This is a genomic window from Amycolatopsis sp. lyj-346 (assembly GCF_046548975.1).
In the GTDB taxonomy this organism is placed as follows: domain Bacteria; phylum Actinomycetota; class Actinomycetes; order Mycobacteriales; family Pseudonocardiaceae; genus Amycolatopsis.
In genome coordinates, this window is sequence record NZ_JAJPWT010000023.1 from 16187 (window position 1) to 38658 (window position 22472).

At 70.5% G+C, this 22472-nt stretch carries 21 protein-coding genes; 16 read left to right on the forward strand and 5 right to left on the reverse strand.

Annotation, left to right across the window (positions count from 1 at the left end; genetic code table 11):
- Positions 1-173: 173 nt before the first annotated feature.
- The 5 genes from ACLJQE_RS41225 (at position 174) to ACLJQE_RS41245 (ending at position 6264) form a co-directional block, all read left to right on the forward strand.
- On the forward strand, positions 174-1181 hold the full coding sequence (locus ACLJQE_RS41225; protein ID WP_410645151.1) for a LacI family DNA-binding transcriptional regulator: 1008 nt from the start codon (positions 174-176) through the stop codon (positions 1179-1181).
- A gap of 264 nt (positions 1182-1445) precedes the next feature.
- Complete coding sequence (locus ACLJQE_RS41230; protein ID WP_410645153.1) at positions 1446-2822, forward strand: ABC transporter substrate-binding protein; 1377 nt, start codon at positions 1446-1448, stop codon at positions 2820-2822.
- Entirely contained in the window at positions 2800-3765 is a 966-nt protein-coding gene (locus ACLJQE_RS41235; protein ID WP_410645155.1) for a carbohydrate ABC transporter permease, read from the forward strand. Before ACLJQE_RS41230 ends, ACLJQE_RS41235 begins: the two co-directional genes overlap by 23 nt.
- Positions 3762-4631: a carbohydrate ABC transporter permease gene (locus ACLJQE_RS41240; RefSeq protein ID WP_410645157.1), complete on the forward strand. Its 870-nt coding sequence runs from the start codon at positions 3762-3764 to the stop codon at positions 4629-4631. Before ACLJQE_RS41235 ends, ACLJQE_RS41240 begins: the two co-directional genes overlap by 4 nt.
- Positions 4632-4662: 31 nt before the next feature.
- Complete coding sequence (locus tag ACLJQE_RS41245) at positions 4663-6264, forward strand: alpha-amylase family glycosyl hydrolase (protein WP_410645159.1); 1602 nt, start codon at positions 4663-4665, stop codon at positions 6262-6264.
- Positions 6265-6293: 29 nt separating this feature from the next.
- Here the strand turns inward: ACLJQE_RS41245 and ACLJQE_RS41250 are convergent, their stop codons facing one another.
- Together ACLJQE_RS41250 and ACLJQE_RS41255 are read right to left on the reverse strand one after the other, a co-directional pair.
- Entirely contained in the window at positions 6294-7142 is an 849-nt protein-coding gene (locus tag ACLJQE_RS41250; RefSeq protein WP_410645161.1) for a DUF5829 family protein, read from the reverse strand.
- The gene (locus ACLJQE_RS41255) at positions 7135-8433 is read right to left on the reverse strand and encodes an aminopeptidase (protein ID WP_410645163.1); all 1299 of its coding nucleotides are present in this window, start codon (positions 8431-8433) and stop codon (positions 7135-7137) included. The genes ACLJQE_RS41250 and ACLJQE_RS41255 overlap by 8 nt, the downstream gene beginning before the upstream one ends.
- Positions 8434-9095: 662 nt before the next feature.
- On the opposite strand from ACLJQE_RS41255, the gene ACLJQE_RS41260 reads away from it, so the two are divergent.
- From ACLJQE_RS41260 to ACLJQE_RS41295, 8 genes are read left to right on the forward strand one after another with little or no spacing between them, the layout of a single operon-like run.
- The gene (locus ACLJQE_RS41260) at positions 9096-10121 is read left to right on the forward strand and encodes a YcaO-like family protein (protein ID WP_410645165.1); all 1026 of its coding nucleotides are present in this window, start codon (positions 9096-9098) and stop codon (positions 10119-10121) included.
- Between the two features lie 17 nt (positions 10122-10138).
- The gene (locus ACLJQE_RS41265; RefSeq protein ID WP_410645167.1) at positions 10139-11377 is read left to right on the forward strand and encodes a hypothetical protein; all 1239 of its coding nucleotides are present in this window, start codon (positions 10139-10141) and stop codon (positions 11375-11377) included.
- A 4-nt stretch (positions 11378-11381) separates the two neighbouring features.
- Entirely contained in the window at positions 11382-13040 is a 1659-nt protein-coding gene (locus ACLJQE_RS41270) for an alpha/beta fold hydrolase (protein ID WP_410645169.1), read from the forward strand.
- The gene (locus tag ACLJQE_RS41275) at positions 13037-13636 is read left to right on the forward strand and encodes an O-methyltransferase (RefSeq protein ID WP_410645171.1); all 600 of its coding nucleotides are present in this window, start codon (positions 13037-13039) and stop codon (positions 13634-13636) included. The genes ACLJQE_RS41270 and ACLJQE_RS41275 overlap by 4 nt, the downstream gene beginning before the upstream one ends.
- Positions 13623-15002, forward strand: coding sequence for an FAD-binding oxidoreductase (locus tag ACLJQE_RS41280; RefSeq protein WP_410645173.1), 1380 nt, complete (start codon positions 13623-13625; stop codon positions 15000-15002). Before ACLJQE_RS41275 ends, ACLJQE_RS41280 begins: the two co-directional genes overlap by 14 nt.
- Positions 14999-15895 carry a hypothetical protein gene (locus tag ACLJQE_RS41285; protein ID WP_410645175.1) on the forward strand — a complete coding sequence of 299 codons (897 nt, stop codon included), beginning with the start codon at positions 14999-15001 and terminating at the stop codon, positions 15893-15895. The genes ACLJQE_RS41280 and ACLJQE_RS41285 overlap by 4 nt, the downstream gene beginning before the upstream one ends.
- A 51-nt stretch (positions 15896-15946) precedes the next feature.
- Positions 15947-17224 (forward strand): MFS transporter, encoded by a 1278-nt coding sequence (locus tag ACLJQE_RS41290; protein ID WP_410645177.1) that lies wholly within the window; start codon positions 15947-15949, stop codon positions 17222-17224.
- Complete coding sequence (locus tag ACLJQE_RS41295) at positions 17221-17847, forward strand: VOC family protein (RefSeq protein WP_410645179.1); 627 nt, start codon at positions 17221-17223, stop codon at positions 17845-17847. Before ACLJQE_RS41290 ends, ACLJQE_RS41295 begins: the two co-directional genes overlap by 4 nt.
- 16 nt (positions 17848-17863) lie before the next feature.
- Here ACLJQE_RS41295 and ACLJQE_RS41300 read toward each other — a convergent pair whose 3' ends face one another.
- A complete protein-coding gene (locus tag ACLJQE_RS41300; protein ID WP_410645181.1) occupies positions 17864-18214 on the reverse strand; it encodes a VOC family protein in 351 nt (116 codons plus the stop codon).
- A gap of 397 nt (positions 18215-18611) precedes the next feature.
- Here ACLJQE_RS41300 and ACLJQE_RS41305 point away from each other — a divergent pair, with 397 nt between their 5' ends.
- Positions 18612-18803 (forward strand): hypothetical protein, encoded by a 192-nt coding sequence (locus ACLJQE_RS41305; protein ID WP_410645183.1) that lies wholly within the window; start codon positions 18612-18614, stop codon positions 18801-18803.
- On the forward strand, positions 18800-19372 hold the full coding sequence (locus tag ACLJQE_RS41310; protein WP_410645185.1) for a nucleotidyltransferase domain-containing protein: 573 nt from the start codon (positions 18800-18802) through the stop codon (positions 19370-19372). Before ACLJQE_RS41305 ends, ACLJQE_RS41310 begins: the two co-directional genes overlap by 4 nt.
- Here the strand turns inward: ACLJQE_RS41310 and ACLJQE_RS41315 are convergent.
- On the reverse strand, positions 19369-20247 hold the full coding sequence (locus tag ACLJQE_RS41315; protein ID WP_410645187.1) for a LysR substrate-binding domain-containing protein: 879 nt from the start codon (positions 20245-20247) through the stop codon (positions 19369-19371). The genes ACLJQE_RS41310 and ACLJQE_RS41315 overlap by 4 nt on opposite strands.
- A 70-nt stretch (positions 20248-20317) precedes the next feature.
- On the opposite strand from ACLJQE_RS41315, the gene ACLJQE_RS41320 reads away from it, so the two are divergent.
- Entirely contained in the window at positions 20318-21325 is a 1008-nt protein-coding gene (locus ACLJQE_RS41320; protein ID WP_410645189.1) for an SDR family oxidoreductase, read from the forward strand.
- A gap of 136 nt (positions 21326-21461) precedes the next feature.
- Here the strand turns inward: ACLJQE_RS41320 and ACLJQE_RS41325 are convergent, their stop codons facing one another.
- Positions 21462-22457, reverse strand: a complete 996-nt coding sequence (locus ACLJQE_RS41325) for an AraC family transcriptional regulator (RefSeq protein ID WP_410645191.1) — start codon at positions 22455-22457, stop codon at positions 21462-21464.
- Positions 22458-22472: the final 15 nt, after the last annotated feature.

Here is a 22472-nt window from a genome sequence, read left to right on the forward strand (position 1 = left end):
CGCCGTGAGACCGTGCGTGCTCCGGACCGTGGAGCGGTCGAGTGTGCTGATCACGAACGCCAAGCTAAGAACGGGGTGTGCGCACCGCGTGACCGTCGCTCACCAGTTCCGCGGCGCTTCCGCACGCACAGGCTTGTCATGCTTTTGCGCTCAGTTGCTGTAAAGTTTCGGCTATGACGCGTCGTCTTGCCGAAGTTGCCCGTCAGGTGGGGGTCAGCGAAGCCACGGTCAGCCGGGTGCTCAACGGCCGGTCCGGGGTGTCCGCGAGTACCCGGGCCGCCGTGCTCACGGCGCTGGACGTGATGGGGTACGAGCGGCCGACCCAGCTGCGGGGCGAGCGGGCCCGCCTGGTCGGGCTGGTGCTGCCGGAGCTGCAGAACCCGATCTTCCCGGCGCTGGCCGAGATCATGGGCAACGCCCTCGCCCAGCAGGGGTTCACGCCGGTGCTCTGCACGCGGACCGCGGGCGGGGTGTCGGAGGCGGAGTACGTCGAACTGCTCCTGCAGCAGCAGGTGTCGGGCGTGGTGTTCGCCGGCGGGCTGTACGCGCAGGCGGACGCGATCCACTCGCACTACCACCACCTCGTCGAGCGCCGGCTGCCGACCGTGCTGATCAACGCCGCCGTCGACCACCTCGGCCTGCCCCAGGTCTCGTGCGACGACGCGGTGGCCGTCGAGCAGGTCGTCGGGCACCTGCACTCGCTCGGGCACGAGAAGATCGGCCTGGTCCTCGGGCCGTCCGACCACGTTCCTTCGCGGCGGAAGCTCGAGGCGTTCCGCTCCTACGCGGCCAAGCTCGGGCTGCCGGTGCTGGACGAGCTGATCGAGCACGGGATGTTCTCGATCGAGGGCGGCCACGCCGCGGCGGCCCGCCTCTACCCCCGCGGGGCGACGGCCGTGCTGTGCGCAAGCGACCTGCTGGCCCTCGGAGCCGTCCGCGCGGCCCGCCGCCAGGGCCTGTCCGTACCGGGGGACATTTCGGTGGTCGGCTACGACGACTCGGCGCTGATGAACTGCACCGACCCGCCACTGACGACCACCCGCCAGCCGATCGAGGCGATGGGCCGGGCGGTGGTGGAACTGCTGGTCAAGCGCATCAACGGCGGCGAGGTGGCGGCGGAGGAGCTGCTGTTCGCCCCGGAACTGGTGGTCCGCGGGTCGACCGCCCGCCGCACCGCCTGACCCCGCACCCCGGAAGGCGCGACGGCTCACCAGCCGTCGCGCCTTTTTCGTGCGCCCAGCCTCAAGCGCCCCAAGGTGGCCTTGGGTGCGCTCAACGCACCCAAGGTGGCCTTCGGTGCGTCCAACGCACCGAAGGCCACATTGGGGCGCTGGGGGCTGTTCGTAAGTTGCAGAGTCTCGTCTGGTTATTGCGGGAATCCGGTCTCCGACTTTAGAGTGACCGCAATCACGTGACAGCCGTCGCGACTCGAGAAGAGGCTTGAGATGAGCAGTCCCTGGTCCAGAACCGCCGCTCGCCGGACGTTGTGCCTGCTCGCCGCGGGCGGCCTTGCCCTCACGATCGCCGCCTGCGGGGACGGTGACGCCGGCACCCAGGCCGGCGGCAAGGTCAAGATCACCGTCACCGGGCAGCCGCCGACCAGCCAGCCGTTCGAGCGCAGCGTGTTCGACGCCGACGTCAAGGAGTTCGAGGCCTCGCACCCGAACATCGACATCGACCCGCACGAAGGCTTCATGGACCCCAAGACCTTCTCCGCGAAGCTCGCCGGCGGGCAGCTCGAAGACGTCTACTACGTCTACTTCACCGACCCGGCGCAGATCATCGCCCGCCGCCAGGCCGCCGACATCACGGAAGCCGCGAAGAGCGTTCCGCACATCAACGACATCAAGCCGGAACTGCTCGGCAACTTCCGCGACGCGACCGGCAAGCTCTACGGCCTGCCGACCATGAACTACACGATGGGCCTGCTCTACAGCCGCCCGCTGTTCCAGAAGGCCGGGCTCGACCCGGACAAGCCGCCGCAGACCTGGGACGAAGTCCGCGAAGCCGCGAAGAAGATCTCCGCGCTCGGCAACGGCGTCGTCGGGTACGCCGACTACAGCAAGAACAACCAGGGCGGCTGGCACCTGACCGGCTGGCTCTACTCGCTGGGCGGCGAGGTCGCCCGCAAGGACGGCGACAAGTGGGTGGCCGGCTTCGACGGCGACAAGGGCAAGAAAGCCCTCCAGTACCTGCACGACATGCGCTGGACCGACAACTCCATGGGCGCCAAGCAACTCCTGGAGGCCCAGGACGTGCAACGCATGATGGGTGCCGGCCAGCTCGGCATGTACATGGCCGCCCCCGACAACGTGCCGGTGCTCGTCAAGCAGTTCAACGGCAAGTACGAGGACTACGGCATCGCGGGCATGCCCGGCGGCCAGGGCACCCTGCTCGGCGGCGAGGGCTACATGATCAACCCGAAGGCGTCGCCGGAGAAGGTCAAGGCCGGCCTCGAGTGGATCCAGTGGAAGTACCTCAACCCGGACCGCTTCGAGAAGCACATCCAGCAGTACGTCGACGGCAAGCAGCCGGTCGGCCTGCCCGCCGAGCCGACCCCGGACGTCTGGACCGGCGCCGTCCGCGAGCAGCAGCTGGCGCTGAAGGCCAAGTACGCCAACGTCCCCGCGGAGAACTACAAGTCCTATGTGGACACCACGAGCCGGATCAAGGGCAGCGTCGAACCCCCGAACGCGCAGCAGGTCTACGCCGCGCTCGACAGCGTGATGCAGGCGGTGCTCACCGACCGGAACGCGAACATCGACCAGCAGCTGTCGTCGGCTGCGGCGAAGGTCAACAGTGTCCTCGCCCAGGTCAGGTAGCCTGCTCGCCTGGCCCGCGGCGAAACCGTCGCAGGCCGGGCGCCCGGCCGCAACGGCGGGCCGGACCCGGCTCCGGCGCAGGCTCGAGGAAAACCTCACCGCGTACGGCCTGCTCTGCGCCGCGCTCGTGGTGTTCGCGCTGTTCTCCTGGTACCCGATCGTGCGCGGGGTGCTGCTGAGCTTCCAGCAGGTCGACTTCGTCAACGCGCCGACGTGGGTCGGGTTCGACAACTTCAGCCGGCTCTTCGCGGACCCGCTCTTCGGCGTCGCCTGGCGCAATACGCTGCTCTTCACCGGGCTCGCGCTGGTTTTCGGCTTCGCCGTCCCGTTCTTCACCGCCGTGCTGCTGAACGAACTCCGCCACGCGAAGGCGTTCTTCCGCCTGGCCGTCTACCTGCCGGTGATGCTGCCACCCGTCGTGACGGCGCTGATGTGGAAGTGGTTCTACGACCCGGGTCCCGGCCTCTTCAACTCCGCGCTCGGCGCGGTCGGCCTGCCGGGCGGTCAGTGGCTGGACTCGAGCGGCACGGCGATGCTGTCGCTGGTGTTCGTCTCGACGTGGGCCAACATGGGCAGCACCACGCTCATCTACCTGGCCGCGCTCGGCACCATCCCCGGCGAGCTCTACGAAGCCGCGGAACTCGACGGCGCCGGGCTGTGGAAACGCCTGCGGCACGTGACGTTCCCGCAGACCCGGTTCGTGCTGCTGGTGCTCCTGCTGCTGCAGGTCGTGGCCACCATGCAGGTGTTCACCGAGCCGTACGTGATGACCGGCGGCGGCCCGGACGACTCGACGGTCACCGTGCTCCTGCTGCTCTACCGCTACGCCTTCGTCTACAACGACTTCGGCGCGGCGAGCGCGATGAGCCTGCTGCTGTTCGTGGCGCTCGGCGTGTTCTCGGCGTGGTACGTCCGGCTGACGCGGAAGGCGGACCGATCATGAGGACGCTCGTCTCCCCCGGCGCGCTCCGCAGCCCGCGCGGCAAGCTCGGCTACGGCGTCGTCTTCGCGTGCACGCTCGCCGTTTTCGTGCTGGCCTTCATGTTCCCGCTCTACTGGGTGGTGACCGGCGCGATGAAGTCGCCGCAGGAACTGGCGCAGACGCCGGCCACGCTCGTCCCGCACGAGTGGCACCCGGAGACCTTCGCCGACGCCTGGGACCAGCTGAGCCTCGGCAAGTACTTCCTCAACACGCTCGTCATCGCCGGCGGCGCCTGGCTCGCGCAGCTGGCCATCGACGTCCCGGCCGCGTTCGCGCTGTCGAAGCTGCGGCCGAAGTTCGGCAACGTCGTGCTCGGGCTGATGCTGGCCACCCTGATGCTGCCGGCCACGGCGTTGCTGGTCCCGACCTACGTGACGGTGACGGACCTGCCCCTGCTGCACCTCAACCTGATCAACTCCCCGGCCGCGGTCTGGCTGCCCGCGGCGGCGAACGCGTTCAACATCTACCTGCTGAAACGGTTCTTCGACCAGATCCCCGACGAGCTGGTCGAGGCCGCGCGCCTCGACGGCGCCGGGCCGGTGCGCACGCTCTGGCGGATCGTCCTGCCGATCTCGCGGCCGATCCTGGCCGTGGTGTCGATCCTCGCGGTGGTCGCCACCTGGAAGGACTTCATCTGGCCGCTGCTGGTGTTCCCGGACACCGAAAAGCAGACGCTCTCGGTGATGCTGCAACGGGTGGCGATCGACCTGCCGCTCAACGTGCTCGTCGCCGGGATGGTGCTGGCCAGCCTGCCGATGGTGGCGCTGTTCCTGGCCTTCCAGCGGCAGATCCTCGCCGGGCTGACCGCCGGCAGTCTCAAGGGCTGAGCTTCACACGACGACCAGGAGGGGCACTTTCGTGACCGACAAGACCGGCTGGTGGCGGAGCGCGGCGATCTACCAGGTGTACATCCGCAGCTTCGCGGACGGCAACGGCGACGGCGTCGGCGACCTCGCCGGCGTCCGCGCCCGGCTGGACCACCTGGCCGACCTGGGGATCGACGCGATCTGGTTCACGCCGTGGTACCCGTCGCCGATGGACGACGGCGGCTACGACGTCGCCGACTTCCGGGACGTCGAGCCGCTGTTCGGCACCCTCGCCGAGGCGGAGGACCTGATCGCCGGGGCCCACGCCCGCGGCATCCGGGTGATCATCGACATCGTGCCCAACCACTGCTCCGACGAGCACCGCTGGTTCCAGGCCGCGCTCGAAGCCGGCCCGGGATCGCCGGAGCGGCAACGGTTCTGGTTCCGGCCCGGTCGCGGCCCGGACGGCAGCGAACCGCCGAACAACTGGAAGTCGCGCTTCGGCGGGCCGGCGTGGACGCGCGTGCCGGACGGCGAGTGGTACCTGCACCTCTACAGCTCGCGCCAGCCCGACTTCAACTGGGACAACCCGGAGATCCGCACGGAGTTCGAGGACGTGCTGCGCTTCTGGTTCGACCGCGGCGTCGACGGCTTCCGCATCGACGTCGCCGACGGCCTGGTCAAGGACCCGCACCTGCCCGACGTCGACGACGGCGACGAGACGCCGTTCTCCGACCGGGATGGGCTGCACGAGATCTACCGGTCGTGGCGCAAGATCGCCGACAGCTACGACGGAGAACGTGTGCTGGTCGGCGAGATGTGGCTGCCGGACATGTCGCGGGCCGCACGGTACCTGCGCCGCGACGAGCTGCACTCGGCGTTCAACTTCGACTTCCTGGTCTGCCCGTGGGACTGCCGGCGCTTCCGCGACGTCATCGACCGCACGCTGAAGGCGCACGACGAGGTCGGCGCACCGGCGGCGTGGGTGCTGTCGAACCACGACGTCACCCGGCACGTCACCCGCTACGGGCGGGCCGGCGACACCGGCTTCAGCTTCGCGAACCGGCTGCACTCGGCGCCGGTGGATCTCGCCCTGGGCACCCGCCGCGCGCGGGCCGCGGCGCTGCTGACGCTGGCGCTGCCCGGCGGCCTGTACATCTACCAGGGCGAAGAGCTGGGGTTGTGGGAGGTCTTGGACATCCCGGACGAGCTGCGCCAGGACCCGGTCTTCGCCCGCACCCGCGGCGCCGACCCGGGCCGGGACGGCTGCCGGGTCCCGATCCCGTGGTCGGAGTCCGAGCCACCGTTCGGTTTCGGCAGCGGAGACACCTGGCTCCCCCAGCCGCCGGAATGGAGTGCCTACACGGCTGAGGCGGAGTCGGCGGACCCGTCGTCGATGCTGTCGCTGTACCGCCCGGGACTCCGGCTGCGCCGGGATCTCCCGGCCGGCCCGCTCGAATGGCTCTCGCTGGGTGAAGGAGTTCTGGCGTTCCGGCTGGGGACGGAGTTCACGTTCGTGCTGAACTTCGCGGACTCATCGGTGCCGCTCCCGGCCGGGGAGATCCTGCTGGCCAGCGGGCCGGTTTCGACCGAGCTGCCCACGGACACGGCGGTCTGGCTGCGGCACCGGCGTCGCGCGGTGGCGACGACCTGAGTCGTTCGCTCCACCGCCGAGGGTCCCGGTCACGCGTTGGGCGGAAAGGTCCATACCGCACGCGGGCCGGGGCCGACGGTGAGAGTGGAGTTGCCGATCTTTTCGCGGTGCGCCCGGGGCATCGGCGCGAGCAGTGCCATGTCCACCCGGCGCAGCCCGGCGGCCGCGCGCGGCACCGCGTCGAACCGCAGCACCGTACCGTCGCCCGTGGCGACCACGCCGCCGGGTCCTTCCCGCACGGCGTACCCGCCCGCCCGCAGCAGGGGCACGCTGTCGGCGAGGTCGTTCGCGGTGACGGCGACCGTGACCGCGGTGAGGTCGCGCAGGTGCCGTGGGTGGTGGTAATCCTCGAGGTAGCGCGCACGGCTGACATCGCCCGGGTGGGCCGCGGGCCCGCTCTTGCTGCGAGGGTCGGCGAAATACGATTGTTCGTATTCCATCCCCCAGGCCCGGAACGCGTCGTAGGTCTGCCCCGTGTAAACGGCCCGGAACCAGGGAACCAGCACGCCGTCGCCGAAATCGCGGGTCTGCCGGCGCTCCACCGGCGTGGGCACCCCGAGCGCCGGCAGCCGGTCGACGACCGTGCGCAGCTCGCCCGAGCGCTCCACGGACAGGCCCACCCCGGCCGAACCGAGCGCGGCTTCCTGACCGGGCACGTCGCCGACCTTGAACAGCTCCAGGTACGTCGCCCGGCCCATCAGGTACCGCCCGGTCCACGTCCGGCTGTCGTCCGCCGTGGTACGGGGGTGGCAGCCGGCGAACGTCCGCAAGTATTCGGAAGTTGCGACGGCGTCGGCGGTCACTGCGTCCAGCACGCCGTAACAGTGGTTGAGCTGCAGCAGCTGCCGAGCTTCCCCCGCGGCGCGGCTTTCAGGCATCCAGCTGCCATTCGTCGCCGTGCACCAGCGGCACCGCGGTGCCACCCGGCTCGATACCGTCCACCTCCACCTCCGGACCGCCGACCATGAAGTCCAGGTGGATGCTGGACTGGTTGATGCCCATTTCCTTCAAGGCCACCGGGTCGTTCGCCGGCGCGTTCTCCACCGCGAACGGCGCGCCGTTGCCGAGGGCCAGGTGACACGTCGCGTTTTCGTCGAGGAGCGTGGTCCGGAAGAGCGTGTTCAGCCGGCCCACCCTCGATGTGGCGTCCACCAGGGCCACCTCGCCGAACCGGGTCGCCCCTTCGTCCCTGGCCATCAGCTGGTGGATGGTCTTCTCACCGGCGGAGGCGCTCGCTTCCTTCACCTGACCGCCCTCGACGCGCAGGGTCAGGTCCCGCACCTCGACGCCGCCCGCGTAGAGGGGGCGGGTGGCGCGGACGACGCCGTCGCCGCGACGGGCGTCCGGGACCGTGCCGATCTCCTCGGTCGGGAGGTTGGGCAGGTGCTTCTGCCCCCATTCCGTCTCGAAGACCGCGGCTCCCCAGCGCGCGGCCTGCAACAGGCCGACCGTCAGGTCGGTACCGGGTCCGCGGAACCGGATGGCGTCGAAGTGGCGCTCGGTGATGGCCCTCGCACGCGCTTCCAGCCGCGCCATGTGCTCCCGCCAAGCCGCGACCGGGTCCGGCTCGTCCAACCGCACCGCTCGCTCGATCAGACCCCACAACCGATCGACGTCGGGTTCGCCGAACAACGCTTCGGCCCACCCTTCGGTCGGGCACGCGATGATCGACCAGGCGACCGCACGCTCGTTGATGCCGCGCAGGTGTTCCTTGCGGACGTCGATCGCGTCCGCGCGGGCGACCCGGCCGCCGTCGAGGCCCGCCATCACGTTCGGGTCCGGGTCGCCGACGATCACCATGCGGCACACCTGCCCGCGCCTCGCGTCTTCGAGCCGCTTGACCTGCCAGGGCGGAGGCCAGCCCAGGCCCTCGTCGGCACCGAGCTCCACCTGCGCGCGCAGGATCTGCTGGTCGTTGTACAGGACATCCACGTAACGGGCGCCTGCCGCGTACGCCGCGCGTGCCACGCTGCGGGCGAGCGGTGCGTGCTCCACCGCCGCCTCGACCAAGAGGTCCTGACCCGGCCGGAGGCACACGCCGACCTCCACTGCCAACTTCGCATAGCGGTTCAACCGCTCGACCGTGCTCACCATCGACCCGTCCTTGTTAAAATCAGGTAAGATCTGCGAATTTGCCCGACAGTACAACAGAAAAGTGGTAATGCGCATCGGTACGATGTTTCTAGATCATCCGCACGTGCACCCCCGTCGATCATGGTGATCACTATAGCGAGCCAACGACTGAATACCTACGTGCCCACAACGGGAAAGCATGATCAATTGCGGTTACCGACACCGAACGGCCCAGCAGAATCGGACACCCACGAGCGGCGTGCAATTAGCCCGAACGGCACATACGGCAACGTTACCTTGGCATTCTGCGAGAAACCCTGCTAGCATCGTGACGCGACCACGGCTCGGCTCCTGGATCGCATGGGGACCGGGGCGGAATTCGCAAATTTGAACCACCAATCAGAGGCAATTCACCTTTCGGAGGTTGAAATGGTCGAGTTTGAGCTGGACATCGTCGAGGACACGCAGGACTTCCCCGTTCTTCTCTGCACCTCGTACTAAGGGGAACAGCTCGCCGATGACCTGTTCGGGCTTATCTGGAGGGGCCTGTCGAGAAGCCAGCTGATCCCTGGCACTGTTTCGATGCGTTCTTGCGTGAGATTGCCATCAAACCCTTCGGTGTCGTGCGGCCGAAGGGTGGTTTGAGCATGGCAAAAAACGCAATTCTGCCCGAGCGGGCGTCAAACACAGCGAACTGAACGCGGACGGACAGGTCTCGTGGCGAGACCTGTCCGTCCGTCAGAACGGAGCATCTTTCGGTGAGCGCTACGCCGATTCTCGATGATCAATTGTACCTCGGTTTGGATCACGTGGACGCCCGGTCCGGCCGGTTCGCGGGTGGGGCCTGCGACGACGTGCCCGAACGCGCGATGGTGCGGGCCCACGGCGAGGCCACCGAGCGGGCGAGTTTGATCGAAAACGGTCCGCTCCTGGTCATCTCCCGAGACGAGGCGGCGGAGCGCGGCCTTTTCCTGTTCACCCCGCACGAAATCCTCGAGGACGCCGAGGACTGGGTCCCGGCCCGGCGTGCCACGACCGGCGAGGCTGCCGGCGTGCCGGCGGACCTCGCCCTGCTCCGCAGGGTGAGCACGAAGTTGCGCGTGCTGCCGTGGCGGCAGAGTTCGGTCGGCACGGCCGCACACCCGGACCGCGACGTCGCCGGTGTCAGCGGGATCCTGGAATGCCTGGAACGCCAGGCGATCAGGCGGGTGTGGGCGGGAACGGTCACGTTGGAGCCCGCCACCGAGCGGCTCGGCGAACTGATACCGCCCGGGCTGGCGAAGGCGCTCGCGGACCGTCAGCTCGTCGTCCACGCCTGGGACGTGCGTGAAATGGCCCCGATCCACGTCACGCTGGTCCTGGTCGGCCGGCATGACCGAGCCCAGGCGACCTTCGGCGCCGGTGCGGGGTTCACGCAGGGGCCCGCGCTGCTGCACGCGTTGCACGAGGCCGTGATGGTGCGGGCTTCGCTGGGGAACCCGGTCAACCGGAACGAACCCGAATTCCTCCGCGGTGCCCGTTCGGCCGGTCACCAGGAGGCGTTCCTGTCCTTCCTGCGCCACCTCGAAAAGCCCATCGACGAGGGCGAGGCGAGTAACCCGGCCGCGATCACGCCCACTGAACTACCGGCATTCGTCGAAGAACGCTTCGGTGTCGCGCCGCTGCTCATCGACGTGCCGTCGGTGAACTCCACCGCCGTCGTCAAGGCGGTCATCCCGACGGCGGAGTTCCTGACACCGCGGTCGGGCGGCGACTACATCGTCGCTCCGGGCTACCTGGAATAGCAGAAGGGATCCGAACGATGACTTCGACCGCCGCTACACGCCCGGCGCTGGCCGATTATCCCCGATCCGATGACACCGCATTGGCCACGCTGGAACTCTCCGACCGCAACCGGACGATGGTGCTGCGGCGGCGTGAGCTGTGGTCGACCTACCTGCGCGGCCAAAGCCGCCCGGACGCGGCGGTGGCCACGCGGTTCATCCCGCTGCTGCTCGAGCTGATCCGCACCCGCTCCGGCGCGGGACTCCCGTTCGTGCCCGGCTCGTACTACCCACCCGGTTTCCGTCAGCACGTCCTCGGTCACACCGCATTCCCGGACGACGCCATCGATCACCGGTTGAGTGCGGCGGACGAGAGCGGGCTGCCATTCCTGGCGGAGCTGCGCGCCATGCTCGAGCCCGGCTCGGACGTGTCCGTACCGACCCTCACGTCCCTGGCACAGGTCCTCAACGTGCTGGGGTTGTTCAGCATCTCCGCCAAGGCGCTCGGAAAACGAGCCGTCGAAAGCGGCGACCCCGTTCTCACCTATGAAGTGGCCCGCTCGTGCTACGGGCTCGTCATCGACCCGGACAAGGCGGCGCGACCGTTCCACAGCCTGGTCGCGGACACCGGCAATTCGCCGGGGATACGGCTGAGCGCCTACGGGCGGCTGATCGCGCACTACTGCCGACGGCAACACGACCTCGACGAGTGCGCCGAGGTGGCCGCGGACGCACAAGCGCTGATCGACGGCGTCACGGCGGACACCTTCGACCTGCGCCTGTACATCAGCCGGACCTACCGGGCACTCGCCCTGTACGCGGTGCGCCGTCGTGACATGGCGGACATCGCCGAGAAGATGCAGCTCGCCATCGACCTCGCCAGAGGGCTGAGCTCCGCGGCGAGCACCCCGGCGGAGAAGGTGGCGGCCGCCCAGAACGAGCGGCTGAGCCTGGAGGCGAGTCTCAAGGCCTTCATCAACTCCAAGGGCCGGGCGATGGTCGTCGACATGGAACCGGACGCGGCAGCCGGCAGGCTGCTCGAACTGGACCCGGGTGACCCCTATACGCAGCTCTACGCGGGCGACACGCTGTGGATGGTCGGCCAGGACGAACGCGCTCTCGAATGCTTCACGGCGGGGGGCGTGCTGGGCACCTTCCCCGGTGCGCTGGCCGCCGCGCGCGCCGGCGTCGCCTTCGAGACACTGGATCGCAAGGAAGAGGCGGAAACCTGGTTCGCGGTGGCCGCGGAGCTGGATCCCGCGGCCACGGTGGCCTGACGCCATGACGGAAGCAACCCGGCTGGTGGCCGATCTGCCCGATCGCCCGGACGACGTCATCAGTGGGCTGTCGGACGCGTTCCGGCGGTCCCAAGTGGACTATCTGCCGGATTCGGTGTGCTGGTACCGGGACCGCTGGCTGGTCTCCACGGACGCGTGGGGAGACCGCAGGGCGGCGCAGTTCGACCCGGACGCCCGTCGCTGGACCGAGTTCCCGGCGCCGGCCGGCTGGATCCGGCGGCCGATGTCGGCGGGCGGCGACCGGCTGAGCGTGCTGTGGCACGAGCACCATGCCGACGACGGCCGGCAGCTCGTCCTGCGCGACGGTCGCTGGGACGTGCTCGAGGACAAGGTCGAGGAATCCGGGATCACCGACTGGGACGGCAGGCTCCTGGCGCATCGCAGCCCGGCGGGCAACGCGGCCGTCCTGACGGCCGGCGGCGAACCGGTCCAGGTGACGACGCAGCCGGACGGGACGTCGGCGTTGACCGGGCCCGGGTGGCAGATCGGCGTCCCGCGTGGGGCCACGGTGTCGCACCTTTCGCCGTCACCGGACCGCGAGGCGGTGCTGACGGTGATCCGCGGCGGTGGCAGCTACCAGATCGTCGTCATCTCGTGCGGGACCGGCCGGGTGCTCAGCCCGCAGTCGCTGCGCAAGGTCGTGCTGCCGTCCTCCGCCTGGCTGGACGACACCCGGGTCGTGCTCTGCGCGGAGGAGTGGCCGAGCGTCGTTCCGTACGTCTGGGACTGGGCGAGCGGGCGCCTCGATCCGGTGTGGGCACCCGGGACGACCGGATCCGTCCGGTCCGTGGCCACCGCGCCGGACGGCACGTGTGCCGCCGCGGTCGGCACCCCCACCCTGCCGCGCACACTCCGGTCCCTCGACGACACGTCCTCGCTGGCGCCGGCGTCGAGTGACGAGGTCCGTGCGGTGGTCGTGCGGCGGGGAGACCAGCTGCTGCCGTGCCTGGTCCACGAGCCACTGGCCGCCTGCCGCGGAACCGCGTTCTTCGTCCCCGGTGGCCCGCACGTTCCGGTGTGGGGCGAGTTCACCTCGCTCGCGAGGGCCCTGAACAAGGTGGGCTGGCGGGTCGTGCGGGTCAACCTGAGCTCCAGCGGGCTGCGCCAGCCCGAGTACCGGCCGAAGGGGCCGGTCCGGTTCGGCGTGGACGACGTGGCGGACCTGTGCGCGGCGATCGAAGAGCTCGCCGACGGCCCGGTCGTCACCATGGGGATGAGCTACGGCGGGTACGTGGCGGCGCTCGCGGGCGAGTTGTCGGACCGGTGCGCCGGCGTGGCTCTCCTCGGTGGCTTCCTGCACCACGACGACCTTGCCGGGACCGCACACCCCGGCGTGCGTCAGTTCGCCGAGTTCGCGTTCAGGGACCGCGCACCGCTGGGAGCCGACCGTCTGCGCAAGCGCTATTTCATCGCGCACGGTGAGCTGGACGAGCGGATTCCGCTGCCTGCCGTGCGGAGGCACCTCGGCCGGATGGACCAGCAGGCCACCTTCGTGGAGCTCGACGGCGAGGGGCACGCCATCCGCACCGACCGTGGTGCTCGCCTGGCTTATCCGCCACTACTGGAGTGGATGAACGATGTACGCGGCGGCCGGGCACTGGCCGCGGGCCGCCGCGTCCGAGACGGCGTGGAGGAATCGTGAGTGAACTGGTGAAGGTGCCGCAGCTGGTCGAGGTCGCCGAAAAGCGCGCCATGGAAGAGGACTTCCACATGTCGAGTGCCCGTGACACGGGCCAGCTGCTGCGTACGCTCGCCGCGAGCAAGCCGGGCGGCCTGCTGCTGGAGATCGGTACGGGCGTCGGTGTCGGCGCGGGATGGCTGCTGGACGGCATGGACCGCGCCGCGCGGTTGATCACCTTGGAGGTGCACCCCGAGGCAGCCCAGATCAGCAAGGAGATGCTGGCCTCCGACCCCCGGGTCGAGGTGGTGCACGCCGACGCCATCGAGTGGCTGCAGGCGTACGACGGTCCGCTCTTCGACATGATCTTCGTCGACGCCAGCGTGCCGAAGTACGAGGAGCGGGCATTGACGCTGTCCCGGATCGCCCCGGGCGGCCTGTTCGTGTGCGACGACGTCATCTGGTCGGCGAGCTGGGATCCGGCGGTGCGGCCGAGCAAGGACCGGGTCGACCGGTTCCGGGTGGAGATCTTCGACGAGCCCGGCTTCCAGGTGACGCTGATGGACTGGGGGCCGGGCGTCTGCGTCGCGACCCGGATCGCGGCCGATGTCGACGGCTGAGGACGGCCGCGCACTCCGCCGTGCGTTCGGGACCGGGTTCGGCGGGACGGTCGTCGACCGGTGGCACCCCGGGTACGACGACGCGCGTGGCGTGTGGAACGGCCTGGTGGATCGCCGTCCGGCCCTGATCGCCCGGTGCACCGACGTGGCGGACGTCGTCGAAGCGGTGTGCGTGGCCGCTGAGCACCGTCCGCCGGTGAGCGTCCGGGGCGGCGGCCACCAGGTCGCCGGCAGCGCGGTGTGCGACGACGGGCTCGTGATCGACCTGTCGGCGATGACCGCGGTGCACGTCGACCCGGCGCGCCGGGTCGCGCGGGTGCAGGGCGGGGTGACCGTCGGCAAGCTGGACGCCGAGACGCAGGTCTTCGGGCTGGCGGTGCCGGGTGGGGACGTGACGGGCACCGGCGTGGCGGGCCTCGCCCTGGGCGGCGGGATCGGCATGCTGACCCGGGCACACGGCCTGACCTGCGACCACCTGCGGTCGATGGAGATCGTGACGGCGGACGGCCGGGTCCGGACGGCGGGTCCGGACGAGTACCCGGACCTGCTCTGGGCGGCGCGCGGCTGCGGCCGGGGCCTCGGCGTCGTCACCAGCATGGAGTTCGACCTCGTCACCCTCGGGCCGGAAGTCTCGTACGTGGAGGTGTACTACCCGGCGGACCACGGGGAACAGGTGCTGCGGGCCTGGCGCGACGCGGTTTCGGCCCTGCCGGACACGGTCTCGCCGATGGCGGTCCTGCGCGGGATGCCCCCGTATCCCCAGGTGCCTGCCGAGCGGCGGGACACCCCGGTCGTCGGCGTCGGCGCGGTGTGCGCAGGCCCACCCGAAGAGGCGGAGGCGGCACTCGCCCCGCTGCGCCGGCTGGCCACCCCCGTGCTCGACGTGAGCGGGACCGTTCCTTACGAGCAGTCGCCCAGCCCGCCCGCGGGGAAGACACGCGCTTTCATGAAGTCGCACTTCCTGGACGAACTCACCGACGACGCGATCCGGACCCTGCTCGATCGGCAGGCGCGGTGGACCGGCGGGGGCACCGAGCTGGTGATCCGCACGATGGGCGGCGCCGTCCGGGACATCCCCGCGGACCGCAGCGCGTTTCCGCACCGCGCGGCGCAGTTCAACGTCAACGTCAACGCGATGTGGCGCGAGACCGGACTCGACGACGCGATCCTCGACTGGTGCCGCACGAGCTGGACGGCACTGGTGCCGCACGCCAACGGGGGTGTCTACCTGAACTTCTCGGGCCTGGCCGAAGAAGCCGACTCCGTGCGCGACGCCGTCTACGGCCCGAGCGCGGCCCGGCTGGACGCGATCCGCACCGAATTCGACCCGGAGGGACTTTTCGCGTGGGCCGCCCGTCAGCCGTGACCTCCCGTGCCGACCGGATCCTCGCCCGGCTGATGGAGGCGTACGAGCAAGGAGCGCTGCCCGAGGTCGACGCGGCGGCCTCGCAACTGGGGGCCGCGCACTCCGAACTGCACGCGTGGTCGACGTACATCCGCGCCGGCGTCATGGCGTTGCGCGGCGCACCGGACGCCGGTCTGCGCCTGCTCGCCGACGCCGTCGAGCGCGGTGGCTGGTGGAGCCCGCAGCTGCTGGCCGATCCCGCACTGGAGACCATCTGGCCGCTCGACGATCAGGACGTCCGGGCCAGGTCGGAGCGGCGCTGGCGGGCGGCGCAGGAGCGTGCCGAGGTGAGCTGGGCGGTCGTCCGCCCGGCCACGCCGCCGTCCGCCGTCGTCATTTCCTTGCACGGCAACGGTCCGGCGCCCGCGGATCTCTTCGCCTCGCTGTGGGCCGAGCTCGGCTCGTGCGCGGCCTTCCTGGTGCGCTCACCGCAGCTGGCCGCCCGCGGCGTCCACGAGTGGCGTGACCACGACCTTGCCGTCGCCGATGTCCGGACCGTCGCGCGGGCCGCACGGGCCGAATTCGGACCGGAGGTGCCGCTGGTCCTCGCCGGACTCGGCGCCGGAGGGCGGATCGCGATCGAAGCGACCCTCACCGGCGCGGTGGCGGCGGCCGGCGCGGTGGCGTTCGCACCGAACCTGCGGCCGCTCGGCTCCGTTGTCGCCATCGAGCCCCGAATCTGTATTTTCCCTGGTGGGACACCGGCATCGGTGGCCTCGTGCGAAAGCTTCGCAGGATGGGCCGGAACTCGGGGGATCGACTGCTTCCTCCGTTATGAGGACGGGATGGGCCACGCGTTTCCAGCGCGTTTCGGTGCGGCGATGGAGGGGGTCCTCACCTCCATTGTTCGGTAGTATCCGCTCGGCGCGAGTAAAAATCCGCTCGCCGGTTCGCAAGGGGGTTGTATGACGGCGGCTGCCGATCCGCAGAAACCAGGCGTCTGGGCGACATTCCGCGACGCTCCCGCGGCGGCGAAGACGATCATGTTCGGCGTCATCGTGAATCGTCTCAGCGGCTTTCTCGTGATCTTCCTGGTCCTCTACGTGACCGCGCGCGGCTATTCGACCGCCCAGGCCGTGTTCGCCCTCGGCGCCTACGGAGCGGGCGGGGTCGTGGGCACGCTCGTCGGCGGGGTGCTCTCCGACCGGCTCGGGCCGCGTCTCACGATCGCGGCGAGCATGGGCCTCAGCGGCCTGCTGATCGCGTTCATGCTGGTGCCGACCCAGTATCCGCTGCTGTTGCTGGCCAGTGTGCTGGTCGGCGTCACCTCGCAGGTCTTCCGGCCCGCGTCCTCCACCCTGCTGTCGGACCTCACCCCCGCCGACAACCAGGTGATGATCTTCGCGATCTGGCGGTTCGGCCTCAACGTCGGCTCCACCGTGGCCCCGATGCTCGGCTTCGCCCTCTATTACCTGGACGGCAAGCAGTACACGGTGGTCTTCCTCACCGAGGCGCTGGTCGCCGTCGCGTACGCCGTGCTGGCCTGGGTGATGTTGCCGGCCCGGGACGTGGTGCGGACGATGGCCGCGCCCGTGGCGCCCGACCCCGCCACCGGCTCCGGCCGCGGCGGCTACCTCGCGGTGCTCCGAAACCGCCGCTATGTCGTCTTTCTGCTGGTGGCCGCCGTACACACCATCGTTTACCAGCAATACCTTTCGACGCTGCCCCTCACGGTGAACGAGGTCAAGCTGGACATCTTCTGGTACACGCTCGCCGTTTCGTTGAACGGCTTGGTGGTGATCGCCCTCGAACTGCCGGCGACGAAGGTGGTGCAGCGGATGCCGATGCGGCTGTCGATCGCGATCGGTCTCGCCCTCATCGGAATCGGGGTCGGCGTGTACGGGCTGCCGATGGTGCCGGCGGTGATCATCGGCGGGACACTGCTGTGGACGATCGGCGAAATCATCAGTGGCCCGTCGCTGTTCGCGTACCCCGCGGTCGTCGGTGCCGGCCCCCTGAAGAGCCGTTACATCGGCAGTTTCCAGTTCGCTTTCGGACTCGGCAACACGGTCGCCCCGGTGGTCGGCGGCTGGTTGTTCCTCTCCCTCGGAACCGCGCTGCTGTGGCCCCTCCTCGGCGCGATCGAGGTGCTGGTCGCGGTGGCGATCCTCGGCCTGGTCCGGGTGCCGAAGAAAACGCCGCCGGCCACTGAACTGAACGAAGTACCGGCTGAGACACCATGATCGACCACATTCTCTACGCCACACCGGATCTCGAGTCCGCGGTCGGCGACCTGAACCGGCGGTTCGGGGTCCGGCTTTCCCCCGGCGGCCGGCACCTCACGCTCGGTACCCGGAACTACCTCGCCGATCTCGGCGAGCGGACGTATTTCGAGGTGCTGGGCCCCGACCCGGACCAGCCGGATCCGGCGCACGGACGGCCGCTCGGCATCGACGACCTGACCCGGCCGCGGTTGTCCACCTGGGCGGCCCGGGTGGACGATCTGGACGAGGCCGTGCGAACCGCCACCGCCCGCGGGTGCCGGTTCGACCCGGTCGTGGCCATGTCCCGGGACCGGGGCGACGGTGTCCACCTCGCCTGGCGGGCGGCCGCACCGTCGGAGGGACAGGGGTTCGGCAGGGTCATCCCGTTTCTCGTCCAGTGGGAGACCGACGCGTACGCCGCCGAACTGTCCACCAAGGGCATCCACCTGGTGTCCTTGGTGGTGTCGCATCCCGAGCCCGCGATGGTGCGGGGGCACCTGGCCGCGCTCGGCCTGGCGGACTGCGTCACCGTGCGGCAGGCGGCGGAACCTTCCTTGCAGGCAACGCTGAGGACCCCGGCCGGAGAAGTCACCGTGCGGTGATCCCGGCCTTGACCTCTCAGCGCGGGCCGTACACGATGACCGCGTTGCCCCAGGCGTCCTGGACCACCGCCCGGGTTTCGTGGGGTCCCTGCTCCGGCGCCCGCACGACGGAGCCACCGGCGCGCACCACGGCGTCGAGCGTCGCGGCCACATCGGGCACCTTGATCGAGGCCGCGGGCGCACCGCCGGCGACATCCTCGGCCGCGCCCACCAGCGCGAGGGTGAGACCACCGGCGTCCAGCGCGGCGTACCGGTCGCCGTCGGTGAACTTCTCGGCGAAGCCGAAGGCGGCCGCGTAGAACGCCACGGCCGCGCCGACGTCGGACACCGGGTGCTGTACCTGCCGCAGCTGCGGGCCGTCGCTCATCGGCGGCTCCTCCCGCCATCGACGAACGGCATGACGAATCCTGCGTTGTCTCCCATGGGACTCCCCTCCGGTGCACGTCAAACTACCGCCGCCGAGTCACGCCGGACCACCGGCCGTACGGGTGTTTCACAGTGCACACCCGGATTTGCCGGCCCGGCGGCGGTCTCGGCCAGGGCGTTCTCGCGCCGTCCGGCGAGAACGCCCTGGTAGCCGTCGTCGAGCAGGGCGCGCCCGATCCCGCCTCCTAGACTGCTCGCGCATGGGACTTCGCGAGAGTTTCCGCGCGAGGCTCGCCCGGCAACTGGGCCACCCTGGCGGCCTGGCCCGGACGAGCTGCTCTCCGAGCTGGTCACGGCGTCCGGCTACCGCGACGACATCTTCCGCCAGAACCCGGAGCTTGCCGACGCGGCGGCGACGGCCGAGGAGGGGGGCGAGCTGTACCGGGCTGGCGGAGAACCAGCTGCTGCGGGACCTGCCGGTGGTCCCGCTGTGGTCGGGCCACGGCCACGCGGTCTGGGCGCCGCGGGTCCACGACGTGACGGCGACGCCGTTCACCGGCCTGGTCCTCGCGGGGATCGGCGTCTCGTGAGCTGGGAGCCCGCGGCCCTGCCCGAGGTGGCCGAGCTGTTCTCGCGCGTGCGCGCGCCGTGGTGGATCGCCGGCGGTTACGCGATCGAACTGGCGGTGGGCCGGGCGTTCCGTGAACACGCCGATGTCGACGTCCTGCTGCTCCGGCGCGACCAGCTCGCGATCCAGGAGGCACTGCCGTCGTGGGAGTGGTGGGCGGCGGACCCGCCGGGCACGCTGCGGCCCTGGTCGCGCGGCGAGGTCCTGGGCGACGCCGTCGACGACGTGTGGTGCCGCCCGTCGGCGGCCGCGCCGTGGCGGATCCAGTTCATGCTGGACAAGGCCGAGGGTGACGAGTGGGTCTCCCGCCGGAACCCCGCGGTGCGCCGGGAAATCGCGTCGCTGGGCGCAGTCTCGGCCGACGGCATCCCTTATCTGGCGCCGGAGGTCCAGCTGTTCGCCAAGGCCCACGGAACCCGCCCCAAGGACGAGCAGGACTTCGCCGCGGCCCTGCCGGTGCTCGATGCGGTGCAGCGGCGCTGGCTCGCGGAGGCCCTGGAGAAGGACCATCCCTGGCTCGACCGGCTCTAGACCGTGGCGTGCTTCACGAGCGTCTCGATGAACGCCCCGGTCAGCGGATCCGGAGCCGTCCGGGTGTACGCCGTCAGCACTCGACGGACCGGCGCGCTCGGCCGCAGCACCCGGCCGTCGAACCGCGCCGGCAGCACGTTCGCCGGCACCAACGCCGGCCCCAGGCCCGCCGCCGCCAGGATCGGCGCGGCCGCCGTCTGCTCGGTGCGGACCGCTGCCCGGGGGCGGAAGCCCGCCGCCGCGCAGGCCGCGTCGACCAGCTCCGCCAGGCCGTTGCCCGGCGCGTAGTGCACCCAGGCGCAGCCGGAGAGGGTAGCCAGGTCGACGACCCCGGTGGCGTCCGCTTCCGTGGCGCCGTCCGCCGGCAGCACGATCACGAACTCCTCCACCCCCAGCTCCCGCACCGGGCCCGCCCAGTCGCCGGGGTGCGGGCCGAGCGCGACGTCGGCCTCGCCCGCGGCCATCGCCTCGCGCAGCTCGTCGGCGTGCCGGAACTCGATCAGCCGGACGTCGACCTCCGGCCGGTCGCGCCGCCACACCCGCAGCGCGGGCGGCAGCACGCCCAGGCTGACCGAGTACACCGTGGCGACCTGCAGCTCACCCGCCGTCGTCCCGGACGCGAGCCGGGCCGCGCAGCGCGCGCGTTCGGCGTCGGCCAGCGCCGCGCGGGCGTGCGGCAGCATCGCCCGGCCCATCGGCGTGAGCCGGACCGCCCGGGGCAGCCGCTCCAGCAGCGGCCCGCCGAGGCTGCGCTCGAGGGCGCGCATCTGGTGCGACAACGCCGGCTGCGTCACGTGCAGCTGCTCCGCGGCGCGGGTGAACGAGCCGGTGTCGACCACCGTGACCAGGTACTCGAGCTGCCGCAGGCTTGCCATGAAGGCAGCTTATCGACTTGGTGACAAGGAAGCCTTGGACTTATCGCTTTCGCCGTTCCAACCTGAGGACATGGAACGCAAGACAGCTTTGGTCGCCGGGGCGAACGGGATCATCGGCCGCACACTCACCGAACACCTGCGAACGAGTGGCTGGGAGGTCACCGGCCTCTCGCGCCGCGGCGGGCCGGGGTCGATCGCCGTCGACCTGCTCGACCCGGCCGACACGCGGGCGAAGCTCGCCCCGCTGACCGGCGTCACGCACCTGTTCTATGCCGCCTACCAGGACAAACCGACGTGGGCGGAGCTGGTCCCGCCGAACCTGGCGATGCTGGCGAACCTCGTCGAGGCGGCCCCGCCCGGCCTGGAGCACGTCAGCCTGATGCAGGGCTACAAGGTGTACGGCGCGCACCTCGGCCCGTTCAAGACCCCGGCGCGCGAGACCGACGCCGGACACATGCCGCCGGAGTTCAACGTCGACCAGCAGCAGTTCCTCGAACGGCGGGCGGGCTCGTGGACGTGGTCGGCGATCCGCCCGTCGGTGGTCGGCGGCACGACGCTGGGCAATCCGATGAACCTCGCGCTGGTGATCGCGGTGTACGCGTCGATTTCGAAGGAACTCGGGCTGCCGCTGCGCTTCCCGGGCAAGCCCGGCGCGTACGACAGCCTGCTGGAGATGACCGACGCAGGACTCCTGGCGTCGGCGACGGTTTGGGCGACCGGGCACCAGGGCGCCTTCAACATCGCGAACGGCGACCTGTTCCGCTGGCGCGAGCTCTGGCCGAAACTGGCGGCGTACTTCGACCTCGACGTCGCTCCGCCGCTGCGGATGTCGCTGGTGGACGTCATGGCCGACAAAAGTCCACTGTGGACCGCCATGTCTTCGAAACACGGTCTTTCGGCGTCGTATGCGGACGTCTCGGCTTCGTGGGCGTTCGGCGACTTCGTGTTCGGCTGGGACTACGACGTGTTCGCCGACACGTCGAAGTCACGGCGGGCGGGGTTCGCCGAGTACGTCGAGACGGAGCAGATGTTCTACCGGCTGTTCGACGAGTTCCGGAAGGCGCGGGTGATCCCCTAGCCGCGGCCGGCGGTGCCGGACGAAGACACCGCCGGCCGGGCGGTTCGGAAGCTGCTCGCCGACGTCCATCCCCCGTGGAACCCCCTGCGCCGACGGCAGCCTCCGGTTCAGCGTACGGAGGACGGAGCGCCGCCCTCTATCCGTTATCCGCCGGGAGGTCCGCGTGTATCGGCTTGCCGGAAGGGCGCCTTTCGGCGGTGCAGGACGGCAGCTGCCCGTACGCCTCGCGGTAGTACGCGGCGAACCGGCTCAGGTGCGTGAAGCCCCAGCGGGTCGCGACCTCGGCGACCGTGCCGGACGCGGAACCGTCCGCGATGCGCAGCAGGTCCTGGTGCACCCGGTCCAGCCGGACCCGCCGCAGGTAGGCCGCCGGGGTGGTCCCGAAGTCGACGCGGAAGCGGTCCTGCAGGGTACGGGGGCTGACCCGCGCCGCCGCGGCCATGTCCGCGACCGAAACCGGCTCACCCGCGTGTTCCTCGCAGTACGCCATGGCTCGCCGCACAGCCCGCGGCAGCGCCGGATGGGCGTAGGCGGGCAGGGCGGCGACGTGGTCGTGCGGCTGGAGGTCCACCAGGCCGTGCACGAGGACCTGTTCGAAGTGCGCGGCGGCCAGCGGGGACCGGGCCGCCAGCGGAGACGCGGTGAACTGCGCGAAGGCCCGCGCGGTCCCCAGCCACGCGGCCACCGCCGGGTCGCCGTCCGCGAGGCCGGGGTCGAACCGCAGGGCGGCGGCGGGCGGTTCACCGGTCTGCGCGGTGACCGCGTTGTCGACCGCCGCCTGCGGCAGGAACAGGATGAGGGTGTCCGACCCGGCCGGCAGGGACATGCCCAGCGTCATGCCGGGCCCGGCGACCGAGCACGACGCGGAGACCTCGCGGCCGGCCACCCGGACCGAGCTTTCGCCGGCGAGCGGGATGTGCACGTTGTAGAAGTCGGGCAGTTCACCAGCCGCGACGTCGACCGGGCGGCCCCACCCCAGCGTGTAGAGCGCCAGCCCCTGCCGGTGCAGGCGGCGGAAGCGGCCGGGCGCTCGTTCTTCTTCCCGGCCGACGCGCAGGCTGTGGGGCGAGAACTCCCGGGTCACCACCTCGTCGAGCGCCTCAACGTCGTGCCCCTCGAACAGCATCGGCATTTCGTCCCCCCGAAC

Bases quoted from the DNA above. Each gene is read 5' to 3' on its own strand.
- ACLJQE_RS41280 (WP_410645173.1), top strand. From the start codon at position 13,623: ATGTCGACGGCTGAGGACGGCCGCGCACTCCGCCGTGCGTTCGGGACC.
- ACLJQE_RS41325 (WP_410645191.1), bottom strand. From the start codon at position 22,457: ATGCCGATGCTGTTCGAGGGGCACGACGTTGAGGCGCTCGACGAGGTG.
- ACLJQE_RS41250 (WP_410645161.1), bottom strand. From the start codon at position 7,142: ATGCCTGAAAGCCGCGCCGCGGGGGAAGCTCGGCAGCTGCTGCAGCTC.
- ACLJQE_RS41290 (WP_410645177.1), top strand. From the start codon at position 15,947: ATGACGGCGGCTGCCGATCCGCAGAAACCAGGCGTCTGGGCGACATTC.
- ACLJQE_RS41225 (WP_410645151.1), top strand. From the start codon at position 174: ATGACGCGTCGTCTTGCCGAAGTTGCCCGTCAGGTGGGGGTCAGCGAA.
- ACLJQE_RS41270 (WP_410645169.1), top strand. From the start codon at position 11,382: ATGACGGAAGCAACCCGGCTGGTGGCCGATCTGCCCGATCGCCCGGAC.
- ACLJQE_RS41265 (WP_410645167.1), top strand. From the start codon at position 10,139: ATGACTTCGACCGCCGCTACACGCCCGGCGCTGGCCGATTATCCCCGA.
- ACLJQE_RS41315 (WP_410645187.1), bottom strand. From the start codon at position 20,247: ATGGCAAGCCTGCGGCAGCTCGAGTACCTGGTCACGGTGGTCGACACC.
- ACLJQE_RS41240 (WP_410645157.1), top strand. From the start codon at position 3,762: ATGAGGACGCTCGTCTCCCCCGGCGCGCTCCGCAGCCCGCGCGGCAAG.
- ACLJQE_RS41300 (WP_410645181.1), bottom strand. From the start codon at position 18,214: ATGAGCGACGGCCCGCAGCTGCGGCAGGTACAGCACCCGGTGTCCGAC.
- ACLJQE_RS41230 (WP_410645153.1), top strand. From the start codon at position 1,446: ATGAGCAGTCCCTGGTCCAGAACCGCCGCTCGCCGGACGTTGTGCCTG.
- ACLJQE_RS41255 (WP_410645163.1), bottom strand. From the start codon at position 8,433: ATGCGCATTACCACTTTTCTGTTGTACTGTCGGGCAAATTCGCAGATC.
- ACLJQE_RS41320 (WP_410645189.1), top strand. From the start codon at position 20,318: ATGGAACGCAAGACAGCTTTGGTCGCCGGGGCGAACGGGATCATCGGC.
- ACLJQE_RS41295 (WP_410645179.1), top strand. From the start codon at position 17,221: ATGATCGACCACATTCTCTACGCCACACCGGATCTCGAGTCCGCGGTC.